The sequence below is a fragment of the Cupriavidus cauae genome (assembly GCF_026210475.1).
In the GTDB taxonomy this organism is placed as follows: domain Bacteria; phylum Pseudomonadota; class Gammaproteobacteria; order Burkholderiales; family Burkholderiaceae; genus Cupriavidus; species Cupriavidus cauae.
Genome location: NZ_CP080294.1, coordinates 1,033,608 through 1,050,064, shown reverse-complemented (window position 1 = coordinate 1,050,064; position 16,457 = coordinate 1,033,608). Strand labels below are relative to the sequence as shown.

At 69.0% G+C, this 16,457-nt stretch carries 15 protein-coding genes; 7 read left to right on the top strand and 8 right to left on the bottom strand.

Annotated elements, in window-relative coordinates; genetic code table 11:
• Positions 1-321: 321 nt before the first annotated feature.
• From KZ686_RS20035 to KZ686_RS20020, 4 genes are all read left to right on the top strand, one after another.
• A complete protein-coding gene (locus tag KZ686_RS20035) occupies positions 322-651 on the top strand; it encodes a YXWGXW repeat-containing protein (protein ID WP_150084720.1) in 330 nt (109 codons plus the stop codon).
• A 242-nt stretch (positions 652-893) separates the two neighbouring features.
• Complete coding sequence (locus KZ686_RS20030) at positions 894-2,318, top strand: mannose-1-phosphate guanylyltransferase/mannose-6-phosphate isomerase (protein ID WP_265635177.1); 1,425 nt, start codon at positions 894-896, stop codon at positions 2,316-2,318.
• Positions 2,305-3,531, top strand: coding sequence for a GDP-mannose 4,6-dehydratase (gene gmd, locus KZ686_RS20025; RefSeq protein ID WP_265635175.1), 1,227 nt, complete (start codon positions 2,305-2,307; stop codon positions 3,529-3,531). The genes KZ686_RS20030 and gmd overlap by 14 nt, the downstream gene beginning before the upstream one ends.
• Positions 3,532-3,643: 112 nt before the next feature.
• Complete coding sequence (locus KZ686_RS20020) at positions 3,644-4,948, top strand: lipopolysaccharide biosynthesis protein (protein WP_149318561.1); 1,305 nt, start codon at positions 3,644-3,646, stop codon at positions 4,946-4,948.
• 230 nt (positions 4,949-5,178) lie between these two features.
• Here the strand turns inward: KZ686_RS20020 and KZ686_RS20015 are convergent, their stop codons facing one another.
• From KZ686_RS20015 to KZ686_RS20005, 3 genes are read right to left on the bottom strand one after another with little or no spacing between them, the layout of a single operon-like run.
• On the bottom strand, positions 5,179-5,853 hold the full coding sequence (locus KZ686_RS20015) for an acyltransferase (protein WP_006577967.1): 675 nt from the start codon (positions 5,851-5,853) through the stop codon (positions 5,179-5,181).
• Positions 5,850-6,653, bottom strand: a complete 804-nt coding sequence (locus KZ686_RS20010; RefSeq protein WP_150084717.1) for a glycosyltransferase family 2 protein — start codon at positions 6,651-6,653, stop codon at positions 5,850-5,852. The genes KZ686_RS20015 and KZ686_RS20010 overlap by 4 nt, the downstream gene beginning before the upstream one ends.
• Positions 6,650-7,921, bottom strand: a complete 1,272-nt coding sequence (locus KZ686_RS20005; protein ID WP_149318563.1) for a hypothetical protein — start codon at positions 7,919-7,921, stop codon at positions 6,650-6,652. The genes KZ686_RS20010 and KZ686_RS20005 overlap by 4 nt, the downstream gene beginning before the upstream one ends.
• A gap of 311 nt (positions 7,922-8,232) precedes the next feature.
• Here KZ686_RS20005 and KZ686_RS20000 point away from each other — a divergent pair, with 311 nt between their 5' ends.
• Positions 8,233-9,234 (top strand): GDP-L-fucose synthase family protein, encoded by a 1,002-nt coding sequence (locus KZ686_RS20000; protein WP_149318564.1) that lies wholly within the window; start codon positions 8,233-8,235, stop codon positions 9,232-9,234.
• 19 nt (positions 9,235-9,253) lie between these two features.
• Entirely contained in the window at positions 9,254-10,516 is a 1,263-nt protein-coding gene (locus tag KZ686_RS19995) for a glycosyltransferase WbuB (RefSeq protein WP_265635170.1), read from the top strand.
• Between the two features lie 54 nt (positions 10,517-10,570).
• On the opposite strand, the gene KZ686_RS19990 is transcribed toward KZ686_RS19995, so the two are convergent.
• A complete protein-coding gene (locus KZ686_RS19990) occupies positions 10,571-11,215 on the bottom strand; it encodes a hypothetical protein (protein ID WP_265635168.1) in 645 nt (214 codons plus the stop codon).
• 180 nt (positions 11,216-11,395) lie between these two features.
• Positions 11,396-12,268, bottom strand: a complete 873-nt coding sequence (locus tag KZ686_RS19985) for an MBL fold metallo-hydrolase (protein WP_150082807.1) — start codon at positions 12,266-12,268, stop codon at positions 11,396-11,398.
• Between the two features lie 152 nt (positions 12,269-12,420).
• On the opposite strand from KZ686_RS19985, the gene KZ686_RS19980 reads away from it, so the two are divergent.
• Positions 12,421-12,978 carry an LbetaH domain-containing protein gene (locus KZ686_RS19980; protein ID WP_265635166.1) on the top strand — a complete coding sequence of 186 codons (558 nt, stop codon included), beginning with the start codon at positions 12,421-12,423 and terminating at the stop codon, positions 12,976-12,978.
• A gap of 100 nt (positions 12,979-13,078) precedes the next feature.
• Here the strand turns inward: KZ686_RS19980 and KZ686_RS19975 are convergent, their stop codons facing one another.
• From KZ686_RS19975 to KZ686_RS19965, 3 genes are all read right to left on the bottom strand, one after another.
• Complete coding sequence (locus tag KZ686_RS19975; protein WP_265635164.1) at positions 13,079-14,245, bottom strand: glycosyltransferase family 4 protein; 1,167 nt, start codon at positions 14,243-14,245, stop codon at positions 13,079-13,081.
• Positions 14,238-15,158, bottom strand: coding sequence for an NAD-dependent epimerase/dehydratase family protein (locus KZ686_RS19970; protein ID WP_150082809.1), 921 nt, complete (start codon positions 15,156-15,158; stop codon positions 14,238-14,240). Before KZ686_RS19970 ends, KZ686_RS19975 begins: the two co-directional genes overlap by 8 nt.
• Positions 15,159-15,309: 151 nt before the next feature.
• Positions 15,310-16,455 carry a glycosyltransferase family 4 protein gene (locus KZ686_RS19965; protein WP_226106913.1) on the bottom strand — a complete coding sequence of 382 codons (1,146 nt, stop codon included), beginning with the start codon at positions 16,453-16,455 and terminating at the stop codon, positions 15,310-15,312.
• Positions 16,456-16,457 lie beyond the last annotated feature (2 nt).

Sequence of the window (16,457 nt, the reverse complement as noted above, 5' to 3'; positions counted from 1 at the left end):
GGCCGCGGCGACGCGATGGCGCTGTGAGAGTGCCTTACAAGTGCAACGGCCGCCGCAGCGGGGGCACCGCTACATTGCAGCCATGTTCAACGCGCCCCGCCAAGGAGCCCACAGATGAAACGAACCCTCTCCATCCTCGTGCTGCTGTCCGCCACCGCCGCCATGCTGTCCGCCTGCATCGTCGTGCCGCATGGACATGGGCACGGGCATCACCATCGCCATCACCGCTATTGATGGAATTGCGGCCGCGCCAACGGCCCCGAACCGCATCGCAGTGCATCACCGCAACGCCCAGCTTGTTACCCGGACCAGGAGTACCTCATGACCCGCCCTCTGATTCTCGCGCTCGCCACCCTCGCCGCCGGCTCGGCCTTCGGCCTCGTGTCGCCGGCCCAGGCGCATGACGGCCATCGCTACGATCGCGACCATGGCTATCGCCGTGACGCGCCGCCACCGCCGCGCTACGAAGCGCCACGGGCCGCACGCCGGGGACAGGTTTGGGTGCCGGGCTACTGGCGTGCCGCCGGTCCGCGCTATGTATGGCAACCGGGCCATTGGGAACGCGCCCGCCCCGGCTACCGCTATGTGCCCGAGCGCTGGGTGCGCGGGCCGCACGGCTGGGTGATGCGGCCGGGACACTGGGTGCGATAAACCCGCCCGCTGTCTCGCTGGAACGAGAGAAGCGCCCCCATCCACTCTTTTTGTTTGAGCCCCGAAGGGCCGGCCATTGCGCCGGCCCCTTTTTGTCATCGCTGCGCCACCTGCGGCGCCAGACGGCGACCGTCGATCTCTGTTGCCTAACAAACATTGCTGCGGGACAGCGGTCGATACACTTGCCCTGACGGTTTCACCCAATCGCATCGGCACGCGTGCAGCGGCCGGTTGGAGGTGTCATGGCAAGCGAGAATCGAATCGTACCGGTGGTGCTGTGTGGCGGCACCGGCTCGAGGTTATGGCCACTGTCGCGCGACGGCCATCCGAAGCAGTTCCTGCGTCTGCTCGGCGAGCATACCTTGCTGCAGGACACGCTGCTGCGCGTGCGCGACATCGATGGCGTCGGCTCGCCGATCCTCGTCAGCAACGAAGCGCATCGCTTCGTCGTTGCCGAACAGGCGCGCGAGATCGGCTGCGAACCCGCGGCAATCCTGCTCGAACCGCATGCGCGCAACACCGCGCCGGCGGCCGCGGTCGCCGCGATCAAGGCGCAGGCGGGCGGCGACGATCCGATCCTGCTGGTACTGCCGTCGGACCATCTGGTCCGCGACCACGCCGCGTTCGCGAGCGCGGTCACCGCGGCCAGCGCGGCCGCCGCCGCGGGCGCCGTCGCCACGCTGGGCGTGGTGCCGACCTTCCCCGCGACCGGCTACGGCTATATCAAGGCGGTGCCGACCAACGATGGCGCGCTGATGACGGTCAAGCGATTCGTCGAGAAGCCTTCGCTGGAGCAGGCCACCGACTTCCTCGGCGAAGGCAATTGCTTCTGGAACAGCGGCATGTTCCTGTTCCGCGCCTCGGTCTATCTCGATGCGCTGCGGCAGTTCGCGCCCGACATCCTGCGTGCCGCCGAACAGGCGGTGGCGCGCGGCAAATCCGATCTGGACTTCTGCCGGCTCGATGCCGATGCCTTCGGCGCGTGCCCGTCCGATTCGATCGACTACGCGGTGATGGAGCATCTGCGCGACGGGCGCATGGCGCCGCTGGCCGCCGACTGGAGCGATATCGGCTCGTGGGATGCGGTGTGGAAGGCGGCCGAGAAGACCGAAGGCAACAACGCGGCGGTCGGCAATGTGGTCACGCACGGCGCGCGCGATTGCCTGGTCCATGCCTCGCATCGGATGGTGGCGGTGGCGGGACTGGAAAACGTGATCGTGGTGGAGACGCCCGACGTCGTGTTGGTCGTGCACAAGGACCATGCGCAGGACGTCAAGCAGCTGGTCAAAACGCTGCGCGCGCAGGGACGCCCCGAGGCGACGCAGCATCGGCAGGTCTACCGGCCCTGGGGGTCGTACGACAGCGTCGACCATGGCCAGCGCTATCAGGTCAAACGCATCAGCGTCAAACCCGGCGCCAAGCTGTCGCTGCAGAAGCATCACCACCGCGCCGAGCACTGGGTGGTGGTGTCGGGCACCGCGCGTGTGCGCCGCGGCGACGTCGAATTCCTGCTGACCGAGGATCAGTCCACCTATATCCCGATCGGCGAGACCCACAGTCTAGAAAATCCCGGCCGGATCCCGCTCGAGCTGATCGAGATCCAGTCCGGCTCGTACCTTGGCGAAGATGACATCATCAGGATGGCAGACATTTATGGGCGCACTTGACCTGCAACCGCTCGGCCCGCTGGCGGCCGGCGATCTCGAACTCCAGCCGCGGCAGCACGACGAGGCATCGGCCGGCAGCGGCGCACGCCGCAAGCGTGCGCTGATCACGGGCATCACCGGCCAGGACGGCGCCTATCTGTGCGAGCTGCTGCTGGCCAAGGGCTACGAGGTCCATGGCATCAAGCGCCGCAGCTCGCTGTTCAACACCGAGCGCATCGACCATCTGTACCAGGACCCGCAGGCGCCCGACCGCCGCCTGTTCCTGCACCACGGCGACATGACCGATACCGCGAGCATGGTGCGCGTGGTGCAGCAATCGCAGCCGGACGAGATCTACAACCTGGCCGCGCAAAGCCATGTGCAGGTTTCGTTCGAGGAGCCGGAATACACCGCGAACACCGACGCGCTCGGTACGCTGCGGCTGCTCGAGGCCATCCGCATCCTCGGCCTGGAAAAGACCACCCGCTTCTATCAGGCGTCGACCTCGGAGCTGTACGGGCTGGTGCAGGAAATTCCGCAGAAGGAAACCACGCCGTTCTATCCGCGCAGCCCGTATGCGGCCGCCAAGCTCTACGCGTACTGGATCACGGTGAACTACCGCGAGGCGTACGGCATGTACGCCTGCAACGGCATCCTGTTCAACCACGAGAGCCCGCTGCGCGGCGAGACCTTCGTGACGCGCAAGATCACGCGCGCCATCGCGCGGATCGCGCTGGGCCTGCAGGACACGCTGCACCTGGGCAACCTGTCCTCGCTGCGGGACTGGGGCCATGCGCGCGACTACGTGCAGATGCAATGGATGATGCTGCAGCAGGCACAGGCGGAGGACTTCGTGATCGCCACCGGCGAGCAGCACAGCGTGCGCGAATTCGTGCAGCGGGCCGCCGCCGAACTGGGCATCACGGTACGTTTCGAAGGCAGCGGGGTTGACGAGATCGGCGTGATCGACGCGATCGACAACAGCCGCCACCAGCTGGCGCCCGGGCGCAAGGTCGGCGACGTGATCGTGCGGGTGGATCCGCGCTACTTCCGCCCGACCGAGGTCGACACGCTGCTGGGGGACCCCACCCGGGCGCGCGAGCGGCTGGGCTGGTCGCCGACCACCAGCTTCGACGAACTGGTGCGCGAGATGATCGGTGCCGACTACGCGGCGGCACGGCGCGACGCCCTGTGCAAGCTGGCGGGCTTCCGCGCCTACGATCACCACGAATGATGGGGTGATGGCAACCGCGTAAGTGCGGCGGTGCGCGCCGGCGCGCCGGCGCATGAATGGCGGCCCGGGCCTGCTTCGGCGGCGCCCGGGCCGCGCAAAGGAAGAGGCAAGCGTGGAGCGGATATTGCGCGGCATCGGCGCGAACGCCCTGGGGCAGGTGGTCACCATCGTGACCCAGCTGCTCAGCGTGCCGCTGTTTCTGGCGGCCTGGGGTCCCGAGCGCTACGGCACCTGGTTGATGGTCATTGCGGTACCGGTCTATCTGGGGCTCGCCGACCTGGGCTTCACCGGCGTGGCGGTCAATCGCATCAATATGAGCATCGCGGCGGGCAACCAGCGCGCCGCCGTGGTGTGCTACCAGTCGACGCTGGTGCTGCTGCTGTCGATCGGCGCCGTGCTGGGCGGGATGGCGATGCTGGCCGGCGCCGCCTTCGGCGACGCGATCGAGGGATGGACCGGCCTGGCCGGCGGCGCGGCGGTGCTGGCGATGCTGATGATCGCGATCTACGTGGTCGGCTACATGTTTGCACTGCTGTCGCACGGCGTGTTCTACAGCGTGGGGCGCTACGCCGAGGCCATCATGTGGTTGAACCTGTTCCGGCTGCTCGAATTCGTCGCGCTCGCCGCCGGCGTGCTGCTGTTCGATGGCGGCTTCCTGCTGCTGCTGACGCTGCTGGCTATTGTGCGGGTACTGCTGGTGGTGGTGACGTATGTGCGGATGGTGCGCCTGGCCGCATGGGCGCGCGCCGGCGTATCGGCGTTTTCGCGAGCCGAACTGCGCGAGATGCTGCTGCCCGCGCTGGCGCTCAATGCCTTCCCGATCGGCAACGCCCTCAATATGCAGGGCATGGTGCTGTGCGCGGGCTTTGTCTTCGGTCCCGCCTTCGTCGCCTACTTCAGCGCGATGCGCACGCTCTCGCGCATCCCCTACCAGCTGGGCCAGCTGATCAGCCAGTCGCTGTCTCCCGAGATCGGCCGGCTCTATGGCCAGCGCAACGCGCGCGCGCTGCGCGCCCTGTTCCGTCATGCGCTCAGCGCCTCGGTGGGATTGGCCGGTGCCTGCGGCGTGTTCCTGTATATCGCCGGTGAATGGATCTGCCAGCTGTGGACGCATGGCAAGATCGCGCCGATCCATCCCGACTACAGCTGGCTGCTGGCGGCCGCGGTGGTCAATTCGCTGTGGCATACGGCATCGGTGATGGTGACCTCGACCAACAACCACGCACGGCTGTCGCTGGTGTATCTGGCGGCAAACGCCGCCGGTCTGCTGATCGCGGTGGCGGGCGGCAAGCTGCTGGGCCAGGCGGCGGTGTCGTTCGGCGTGCTTGCCACCGAGCTGCTGATCCTGCTGGCGCTGCTGCCGCTGATACACGGTTTCGCTCGGCACGGATTGGCCGGGGTGCTGGCCAAGCCCTGAACCGGTCAAGCTCTGAACCGGTCAAGCCCTGAAAGGATCATCCCCTCGTTGGCTGTCATTGCGGCGGATGCGGGCGGCGGATGCGGGCGGCGGATGCGGGCGGCGGATGCAGGCAGCGGATGCAGGCGGCGGATGCGCGGCGGATGCGGAGATTCGGGCGTCTTCGCGAGCCGCCGGGTCCCCCGCGGGCGCGGGGACGACGCATCTGACATCGGGCGCCGTGCGCACCGTCAGACGATATACCCTTCCTCGCGCCGGAAATAAGCCAGGTCCTCGGGCAGTTCCTGCACCGCCTTCGCCGGGCAGCCGCCGTACAGCATGTGCGGCGCCGCCATGCTGCGGTTCAGCACCGCGCCGGCGGCCAGCACGCTGTAGTCGGGCAGTGCCGCGCCGGGCAGCAGGATCGAGCCGGTGCCGACGAAGCAGTAGGCGCCGATCGTCACCGGCGCGCAGCGCTGGCGCGATTCGCGGATCGACACGCTGTGCGTCAGGATCTGGCTGCGATAGCCCGCCACCGTCGAATACGCACCAACCGTGATGGTGTCGGTGCAATCGAGGATATGGCGGGAGGTGATCGCGGCATGCCGGCCGATCACCAGTGCCGGGTCGCGGTCGGCGGCATCGCGAAAATGCGGCGAATCGGTCAGCCCCTGCGGGAATCCCGACACCCAGTTCAGGCTGCCGAGAATGGCATGCTCGCCCAGGCTCAGCCGGCGGATGCCCTTGACCAGCGTCAGGTGGGCGATGTGCGAGTGCGGCCCCATCTCGAGCTCGTCGCACAGCACCAGCGACCAGCCGATGCGCGCGCTCGGATCGATGCGCGCGCCGCAGAAGCGGTTCAGCAGCCGCCGCCGCAGCGGCCACGGCAGGCCGATCGAGACGGCCGCCAGCACTTTCCGGATCATGACTGCCTCCCGAACACGGGGCCGCGTACCACGCGCTCATAGGCGGCGCGCGGATTGGCCAGATGCTTGGTCACGCGGAACCAGGCCGACGCCAGATCGTCGTAGCGGCGGCGATCGCGCCCCAGAATCTTGCGGAACATGCGCTGCTCGAACTGCCGGTGCGCCTCGGCCATCCGCGCCGAGCCGGTGATCGACTCGGCGTAGACGCGGTAGCAGCTGAGAAAGTCGGGCACATTGCGGAAGGTGGCTCCGGCCAGCGCCATGTCGACCACCAGTTCGCCGTCCCAGTTCGAGCGGTTCTCGACATTGAAGCCGCCGACCGCGCGATAGGTCTCGGCGCGAAAGAAGGTCGACGGCTGGATCGCAATGCTGGCGCCATAGGCGGCGCGCCGCAGGCCGAAGCGGTCGGAGTAGACGCGCCGCACCAGTGCGCCCTCGCCGTCGATCACGTAGCCGTTGCCGCAGATCACGTCGGACGACGGATAGCGGCGGAAGTAGGCGGCCACCTTGGCGAACGCCTCCGGCAGGAACAGGTCGTCGGAGTTCAGGTAGCAGAAGATCTCCCCCGTCGCCGCCGCGAAGCCCTTGTTCAGGCCGTCGGCGGGGCCGTTGTCGGGCTCGAGGATGCAATGGTCGATCGACCTGGCATGGCGCGCGATGATGTCGCGGCTGCCATCGGTCGAGCCCGGATCGACCACGATGTATTCGATCTCGCAACCGCGCTGGCCCGTGACCGAACGGATCGCCTGCTCCAGATACCGCGCCTGGTTGAACGAGACCGTCACCACGCTGAATTTCATTGCACGCTCCGCAGCTGGCGATTGCGGGAGGCATGGTGCCAGGCGAACAGCATGCCGAGGAACAGCGCGGACTCCCAGCGGTGGTCCGCCGAGAACGGCGAGAAGAACACGTCCCAGACGAACTGCGCGGTGCCGACATAGAAGAAGATCGGCAGCGTGGGAATATTGCGCACGAACAACCACAGCGTGCGGGCCAACATGCAGATCCAGTAGAGGCCGCCGACGAGGCCGCTCCAGATCAGCGCGCCCATCAGGAAGGAGTGGGCGGGAATCAGCGTGTCGTCGGTGACGACGATCTTGTCGTCGAGCGCGGCCCCCATCTGGTAGACCATCACGCTGTAGGCGTCCTGGTAGCCGTTGCGGTCGATCGCCCACGAGCCATGGCCGAGCAGCGGCGCATCGAGGAAGGCGCGCATCGAGATCAGGATCTCCGAGCGGCCGCCGAACAGGATGCCGAGCTCGCTGGTGGCCTGCACGGTGTATTTGTGCGCGGCTTCGGGGGTGAGGAAGCCGAACTCGCCGGCATGCGCGAAGACCATCGAGAACAGCGCGTTGAGCGCCGCGATCACCAGCACCAGTACGCCGAACAGCAAGGGAATGCCGCCGCGCGCATTGGTCAGGCTGCGCACCCACGCAACCACGGCGCTACGGCGCAGCAGGTAGATCACCAGCGCCAGCAGCGGCAGCCCCGCCGCGCTGCGGAAGTCGAACGCCGCGGACACGGCGCAATAGGCCAGGATGCACAGCGCGATGCGCAGCGCGCCGGCGCGTGCCAGCGCCAGATAGCACAGCAGCAGCATCAGCACCGGCGTCGCATAACCCCACTTCCAGGGGTTGTACAGCATCTCCTCGGTCGGGGCCCGGCTCACGTTGAAGATCTCGCTGAGCGCGGCGCCGATCAGAAAATACCAGATCCGCTTCGGACTGCCCTGGCTGAAGTGCGTGCCGATCGCGAACACCGTCAGGAAGAACACGCCCGGCGCCAGCACGCCTTTGATCGAACTGGTCAGCGGCGTGCTGTTGGACAGGTCCGACAGCGCCTGGGCGAACGCCCACATCAATGTCAGGCCGAGGAAGGTGGCATAGCCGCGCTCGATCCGCAGCGTCGACAGCATCGCCAGGCCGTATGCCGCCGCGATGAATTCGCCGACGTACACTTCGCCGATCACATTGAGCTTGATCGCACACAGTGCGCCGAGCCCGAGGTACAGCAGCAGGGCGGCGTGGCTGGTGCGGGCGCCGATCGGCAGGGTCGAGGTGGTTTGCATGGTCTGACCGCCTTCTGAGTCGGTGAGCGGGTATGCCGTGCGGGACCAGGGCGGAACCGGACATCCGGACCCGCGAGCCCACGGACCCGCATGGCCGCACGATGCCGGGGGGTAAGCATGTTTTCCGTTCGATGGCGCACACCGGTTCGAGCCGCCCCGCGCCAATGTGCGCAAGCCCACAGTCGGAAGCGGGATCGCGCGCTAGAGTCCGTCCAGTGCACGCCCTTCCGGGTGCAGCCCGGCGTTCCCGATCCTCGCCCGACCGCCACGCCGGTGGCCCACTTCGCCGATCCACAGTCAGTGTCACAGCCATGAATCAGCCTCCACAACGCATCTTCGTTGCCGGCCATCGCGGCATGGTCGGCGGCGCCATCGTGCGCGCGCTCGGCGCGCGTCCCGACATCACCGTGATCACCCGCACGCATGCCGAACTGGACCTGTGCGACCAGGCCAGGGTACGCGCCTTCTTCGCCGAGCAGCGCATCGATCAGGTCTACCTGGCCGCCGCACGTGTCGGCGGCATCCATGCCAACAACACCTATCCGGCCGAGTTCATCCAGCAGAACCTGCTGATCGCGGCCAACGTCGTTCATGAATCGTGGCGCTCGGGCGTCAAGCGGCTGCTGTTCCTCGGTTCGAGCTGCATCTATCCGGCCTTCGCCACGCAGCCGATCGACGAGGCGGCGCTGCTCACGGGCGCGCTGGAGCCGACCAACGCGCCGTATGCCATCGCCAAGATCGCCGGCATCAAGCTGTGCGAGAGCTACAACCGGCAATACGGCACCGACTTCCGCTGCGCGATGCCCACCAATCTGTACGGCCCCGGCGACAACTACCACCCGGAGAACAGCCACGTGATACCCGGCCTGCTGCGGCGCTTCCACGAGGCCAAGCAGAGCGGCGCGAGCGAGGTGGTGGTGTGGGGCACCGGCACGCCGCTGCGCGAATTCCTCTACGCCGACGATCTCGGCCAGGCCTGCGTGCACCTGATGGCGCTGCCGCAGCAGGAATATCGCAACCACGCCGGCGCGCCGGGTTTCTTCAATGTGGGCAGCCCCGACGAGGTCAGCATCCGCGTGCTGGCCGAGCTGATCGCCGACACCGTGGGCTTTCGCGGCGCGATCCGCTTCGACACCAGCAAACCCGACGGCACGCCGCGCAAGCGGCTGAACTCGCGCCGGATCGAGGCGACCGGCTGGAAGCCGACCGTGTCGCTGGTCGACGGACTGCGGCTGGCCTATCGCGACGCGCTGCAAAGCGGCCGCCTGGAGAGCCCGCCGCGGCGCCAGCCGCGGCTGGTCGCGCTGCGCTGAGCCCGCGCAGGTCCCGCCGATGAAGATCCTGCTGTACTGCCTCAATTACGCTCCCGAGCTGACCGGCATCGGCAAGTACACAGGCGAACAGGCTCGCTGGTTCGCCGCGCGCGGCCACCAGGTGCGCGTCGTCACGGCCCCGCCCTACTATCCGGCCTGGCGTGTCGGCGCCGGCTACCGCGCCTGGCAATACCGGCGCGAGCAACACGACGGCGTGCAGGTATGGCGCGCGCCGATCTGGGTGCCGCGCCGGCCGTCTGGCCTCAAGCGCGTGCTGCATCTGGCCAGCTTCGCGCTGAGCAGCCTGCCTTGCCTGCTGGCGCAATGGCGCTGGCGTCCGGACGTGGTGATGGTGGTCGAGCCGCCGCTGCTGTGCAGCCCCGCCGCGCTGCTGCTCGGCCGCTGGACCGGTGCGAAGACCTGGCTGCATGTGCAGGACTACGAGGTCGATGCCGCCTTCGCGCTCGGACTGCTGAAGCAGCCGTTGCTGCGCAGGCTCGCCTATGGGCTGGAGCGTCATGCGATGGCCGGTTTCGACCGCGTATCGACGATCTCCGAGGCAATGCTGCGGCTGGCGCGCGACAAGGGCGCGCCGGCCGCACGCACGCAACTGATTCCGAACTGGGTCGACCTGCGCGCGATCCAGCCCGGCCGCGGCAGTCTCTATCGGCGTCGGCTGGGCATTGCGCCCGATGCCACGGTGGCGCTGTACTCCGGCAACATGGGCAACAAGCAGGGGCTGGAAGTGTTGGCCGAGGCCGCGCGCCAGTTGCGCGACCGGCCAGACATCTGGTTCGTGCTGTGCGGGGACGGCGCGGGCCGTGCCGCGCTCGAGCAGGCGTGCGCCGGGCTGCCGCAGGTCCGTTTCCTGCCGCTGCAGCCGGCCTCGCGCTTTCCCGCGCTGCTGGCCGCCGCCGATCTGCATCTGCTGCCGCAGCGCGCCGATGCCGCCGACCTGGTGCTGCCGTCGAAGCTGGCGGGTATGCTGGCCAGCGGCCGGCCGGTCATTGCGACCGCGCATCCCGGCACCGAGCTGGCCCGGCTGGCGGCGCGCTGCGGGCGCGTGGTCGCGCCGGGCGACGGCCTCGCGCTTGCCGCGGCGATCGACGCGCTGGCCGCCGACCCGGCGACGCGCGACGCGCTCGGCGCGGCGGGCCGCGCCTGGGCCGAGCGGCATCTGGACCGGGACGCGGTGCTGGGCCGCTGGGAGGCCGCGATGCAGGCCCTGTGCGGCGAGCACGCGGCGGTCAGCGTGCCGGCCGCGAGCGTCGGCACCGAGTAACGGACGGCGTTTCGGGCGTTTCGGGTGTTTCGGGCGTTTCGGGCGGCGTTTGCCTCAGCGGTCACTGCCGCTGGTCACGCCGCCCCCGCCCGTGCCGCGATCCGATGTGCCGCTGCCCTGGGTCGCCCCGGACGGCGTGCTGGCCTTGCCGCCGCCGGCGCTGGCGCGGCTGCTGCCCTGGGTCGAGTCGGACACGCCGCCGGCGCGGCGCGAGCCGCTCGCCGGCTTGCCGCTGGTCGCGTCGCCGCCGCTGTTGGCAGCGGTGTTGCCCGCGTTGTTCCCCGCGGTCTTCCCTGTGCCGCCGCCGGGCGCGGCCTTCGCGCTGCCAGGAGGCTGACGTCCGCCCGACGGCGAACCGGTGGTCGGACTGCCGCCATGCTCGACATCGCCGGCGCGGGATTGACGGGAGCCGCCGGCGCCGGCTTGCGCGCCGCCCTGGGCCCCGCCTTGCCCGCTGCCTTGCGCGCTGCCTTGCACGCTCGACTGGGCGCCCTGTCCGGGGCCGACCGCGCCGCGCGCACCGCCGCTGACGGGAGCGCTGGCGTCGGCCGCGGTACCTGCGCCAGCGCCGGCGCTATCGCTCATGCCGGTCGATCCTGCCTTGCCGCTGCCGCCGCTCGAGCGGCCCTGCGCCATCGCGAGCTGGCTCGCCAGCGCGAGGCAAGACGCGGCCACCACCAGCAGATCTCGTGGTTTCATGCTGTCCCTCCTGATTGTCGTGGTGATCTACCCGCTCGCCACGCAAGCCGCATGCCGATATTTGCGAGCCACCTGCAACATGGGGCTCCTGCGCCGCGCTGCAGCGCTTGCAGAAATTGCTCCACGGGCTTGCATATTTGGGGCCGGCGCGCATCGCGCGTCATCGGCGCCCGGGGGCGGTCAAGGCGCCGTGGCAAACGCGCGGGCCGGCACGCGCGCCGAGCGCCGCGACAGCCGTTCGAACTCGACCACGTCGTGGCCGCAGCAGACCGTCATATGGCCGTCGCGCCGTTCCTTGAGCTCGCGCAGATGCCGTTGTGTCGCCAGGCGAGCCTCACGGTCCTTTTCCATCATCCATTGATAGAAGCGCAGCCCCGGCGTGCAGTAGGGCCGCACCGGGTCGAGCTCGCCGTGATGGAAATAGGCGTCGCCCGCCTGCAGCAGCCATTCGCCCTGAGCCTGCACCGCGATGCCGGCATGGCCGAAGGTATGGCCGGGCAATGCAACCATCGCGATCTCGGGCGGCAGGCCGTCGAGCGTGCGGACGCGGTCGAAGCCGTACCAGCGCTCGCCGACGTCGGGTGCGTAGGTGCGCCAGCGTTCCTGCGTCGACCACTGCTGCGGCCGGAAGCGCTGGCGGTCCAGCCACGTGCGCTGCAGCCGCGCATAGTCGCGCTCGGCCGCCATCAGGTGGACGGTGGCCCAGGGGAAGTCGTCGAGTCCGCCGGCGTGGTCGAAGTCCAGATGCGTCAGCACGATGTGCCGCACGTCGCGCGGATCGAAGCCGAGCGCCTCCACCTGCCGGTAGGCCGTCATCTCGTCGCGGAAATCGGGCCGCAACAGCGTCAGGAAGAAGCCGCTCAGGCGCGAGCGCGGGTCCTGCACGTCGCGCCGCCCCATGCCGGTATCGACCAGCACCAGGCACTCCGGCAGCTCGACGAGCAGGCAGTGGCAGGCCAGCTCGCCGCGCTCGAGGATCGAACGGGAACGTCCGTCCATCAGGCGCCCGCCCAGCGGACAAGTCGAGATGCAGTTCAGATGATGGATCCGCATGAATGGTCTCCTGCACGATCCACCGCTCGTGCAAGTCCCATTCCAGGCCGCCGGGCATCCACGGCGCGGGGTCTGTGACCGGCCGCACCGACCGTCGGCGTGTCCCGGCACACCATCGTCCCATGCGCGCCGCGCGCTTACCGGGACAGCCGATGCTGATTACGCAAGACGATCCGACCATGGGCCCCTCGTTCTCGCTGGGGAACCGCGTGCAGCGGCAGATCTGGAACTGGGTCTGGCTGTTCCTGTTCCGTCCCAGCCCGCGGCCCGCACACGCCTGGCGCGCCGCGCTGCTGCGGCTGTTCGGCGCGCAGCTCGGGCGCCATGTCCATGTCTACCCGGGCGTGCGCATCTGGGCACCGTGGAATCTGCGCATCGGCAACAATGCCGGCGTGGCCGACGGCGTCACGCTGTACAACATCGAGCGCATCGACATCGGCGAATACTGCGTGGTGTCGCAAGGCACGCATCTGTGCACCGGCTCGCACGACTACAACAGCCCGAACTTCCAGCTGATCGCCTCGCCGATCACGCTGGCGCCGCGGGTGTGGATCTGCGCGGAGAGCTTCGTCTCGCCGGGGGTGTCCGTGCCGGAAGGCGCGGTGGTCGCGCCGCGCTCGGTGGTCACCAAATCGCTGCCGACGCCGTGGACCGTCTACGGCGGTACGCCGGCGCGGGCAATCGGCACGCGCAAGCGGCAGGGACGCTGAGTCGCAGGGACTGAACCGCCGAGCCGCGGCGCAGGGTGACGCGGCGGCGCGACGCCGCGCTCACGAGCTCAGGAGCTCAGGTGTTCAACTGCTCAGGCGCTCAGGCGCTCAACTCCATCACGATCTGCTGGTAGGTCTCGGCGAAGCGGCGACGGCGCCGTGCCAGGTCGTCGCGGGCAAGGCGCGCCTGCTCGGCGTCGCGCTCGGACGAAGCCGGACAGGCAAGCGCCTGCGCCATCGCGTCGGCCAGCGCGGGCGCATCGTCCGGGGCGAAGAAGACCCCGCGTGGCGGCGCCTGTTCGCGGTGGACCTCGATATCGGACAGCAGGATCGGCTTGTTCAGCGACCTGGCCTCTTCCACCGTGGTGCTCCATCCTTCGAAGCGCGACGGGTTGATCAGCGCGGCCGCGCCACGCATCAGGCCGGCCAGATCGGCGTGCGGGACCACGCCGAGAAAGCGGAAATTCCGCTGCAGGCCGGCCTCCTCGACGCTGCCCAGCAGGCGCTGGCCATAGCCGGGCTGCCGATGGTCGGCGGTCTGGCCCGTCGACAGCACCAGCGCTTCGATCCCGCGCTGCTTCAGCAGGCGCAGTGCCTCGACCACGATGCCGTGGTTCTTGTGCTGCCACAGCTGGTTCGGCAAATGGAAGTAGGGACCGCGAAAGCCGTAGCGGCGCTCCAGCTCGGACACCGGCGGCGCCGGCGCCAGCGGATTCATGTTGGCCACGAACTGCAGCACGCGGGCGCGATGCGCCTGCGCCGGAAAGCAGCGCTGCAGATCGCGGCACGCGGCGTGGCTGCTGACCAGCACGCGCGCCGAGCCCTGGCACAAGGACGCGAACAGGCGGTCGCGCATCGCGATCTCTTCGGCGGAGAACATCTGGGGCAGATGCAGATGCTGGAAATCGGGAATCCAGCCCAGCGTCGGCACGCCGGCGCGCGGACCGAGCGGGTTGTGGTGCGACAGCACCGCGATGCCGTTGCGGGCCAGATAGCGGGCCAGCAGCAGGTCCGTGCCGCTTGCCGCCTGGCAGGCCTTGCGCACGTACCACCACGGACGGCGGCGATCGAGCAGCGCCGTCCGATGAACCGGCAGCGGCGGCATGCCTTCGAGCAGGTCCGCCGGCGTGCGCTCGCCGGTCAGGATCACCGGATCGATCGTGCGTCCGGGCAGTGTGTGCAGGGCCCACAGCAGGTTGCGGAAGTAGCTGATGCCGCCGAGCCAGCCGCGATCCTGGAAGGCGAAAACGAAACCGACCCTAGTCATCGCACACTGCCTCGAACCATTGGGCATAGCGCCGCACGCCCGTTTCGAGCCGGATCTGCGGGGCCCAGCCGGTGCTCAGCGTATGACCGATATCGGCGCACTGGTCGCAAGGGTCGCCGTGACGGACCGCCAGCGAAAAGCGCGGATGGCGCGACGGCGCCAGGTCCCGATACAGCAGCGTCAGCACCTGCCTGACCGTGGTGGTCGTGCCGCTGGCGCCGTTGTAGATCGGGCAGGCCGGCGACGCCTGCGCCGCCACCGCGGCCACCAGGCGCGCCGCATCCTCGGCATGGAGCCAATCGCGGCTCTCCTCGCCCGTGCCGCAATAGAGGTCGTCGCGCTGGCCGATCTTGCGGCATGCGTCCCACAGCAGCTGCTTGCGCTGCCCCTCGCCAAAGAGCGAAAAAAAGCGCACCACCGCCACCGACACGCCGAAGTGCGCGCCATACGACGCGCACAACTGCTCCGCCATCAACTTGTGCATGCCATAGGGAGAGGCCGGCCGCAGCGGCGCCGTGCTGCCTTCGCTGGCGGGCAGATGCGCGGCGTTGCCATAGACCGCGGCGCTGGACGGATAGACCACCGGGGTGCGTGGGCAATGCCGCCGGATGTATTCGAGCACGGCGGCGGTCGTGTCGACGGTGCGGGCGTGGTCGCCGAAAGGATCGCGCAGCGATGCCGACACCGACCCGCCGCCGGCGCAGTGCACCAGCAGATCCGGCTCGATCTCCAGCCGCTCCAGGCGCTCGAGACTGACCGGGGCCTGGTGCCAGACCACGCGGCCGGCGCAGGCGCTGCCCGGGCTGCCGTGGCCGAGGCCGACCACACGCCAGCCCGCGGCAAGATAGTGCTCCACGACGTAACCGCCGAAGAAGCCTCTCGCCCCGGTGACCAGTACGGTCTTTTCAGTCATCGTCGATCGCCCTGCAACGTGTTGCGAACCAAAGGTCCTCTTGTGCAGACAATGTAGCGTCCAACATGGCGTCGCACTGTTGCCTCGACCTCATAAAAGGTCAAGTTACTTTTCGTGGGATGCCCGCGCAGTGTGGCGGCCGCGCGTGCCGCTAGGCGCAATGGCTGCGCAGCAGTTGCTTGACCTGCTCGCCGGCGCTGCGCCAGTTCAGCCGTTCGGCGTACTCCCGGTACGCGCCGCGGGCGAGCGCGCCATAGTGCGGCGCGGACTGGAACACGCGCTCGATGTAGTCGCACCACTCGGCCGGATCGGCCTGCAGCTCGAAGGTCATGCCGTTGCGGCGATCGCGTACCGCGGTCGGAATGCCGCCGACCCGCGTGGCCAGCGACGGCAGTCCGAAGGAGCTGGCCTCGGCCAGCACCACGCCGTAGCACTCGGCGGTCGAGGGCAGCAGCAGGAAATGGGCCTCGCTCATCAGCCGCTCGAAGTGGCGCCGGCCCGCTTCCGTGCTCTTGGGCACGAAACCGTGCAGCTTGACGAAGCTGGGTGGTTCGTACGGCGGACGGCAGCCGACCACATGCAGCTCGGTCGGAAGGCCGCGGCGATTCAGGCATTGCGCCACGGCCAGCGCGGTCTCGCCGCCCTTGCGCATCCAGTCCACGCCGACCATCAGCAGCCGGCAGACGCGGTAGTCCTTGCCCAGCACGATCCGCTCGATATCCTGCGAGGTGCGCCTGCATTCGAGGTTGGCGCCGAACGGCACCACCTTGACCTTGGCCGCATCGACGTCGTAGTGGCGCAGCGCGGTGGCCGCGGCCCATTCCGAGCTGAAGATCGCCAGGCGGCAGCGCGACAGCGCCTGCTGCTCGAGCCGATGGCCGTCGCGGAGCGTTTCCTTGCAGAAGTTGCTGAAGCCGGGATAGAAGCCGACCATGCCGTCGAAGGTCGCGTCGGTCCAGATCGCGATCGGACGGTCCGTGTCGAGGCACGACACCGGCAGCGTGCCGGGGCTGAGCACCGCGTCGCAGTGCGCGCCCTCCAGGCGGCGCTGCACGCGCTGCGCGTAGCGGCGCGCCACCGTCGGCGAGCGGTCGCGCTGGTAGTCGCGCCGCAACAGCCGCCGATAGGCCAGCGCCTTGGCGCGCAGCAGGCAGGCCAGCACCGGCCCCTCGTCGACCTTGTCGATCACCTCGGTCTCGATCGCGCTGCTGCGCAGCGCGCGCGGGATATAGCTTGCCGATCCCGACCAGGCGTGGGGATCGGAAGCGTCGTACGTCGTCACGTAGGCCACTCGCATGG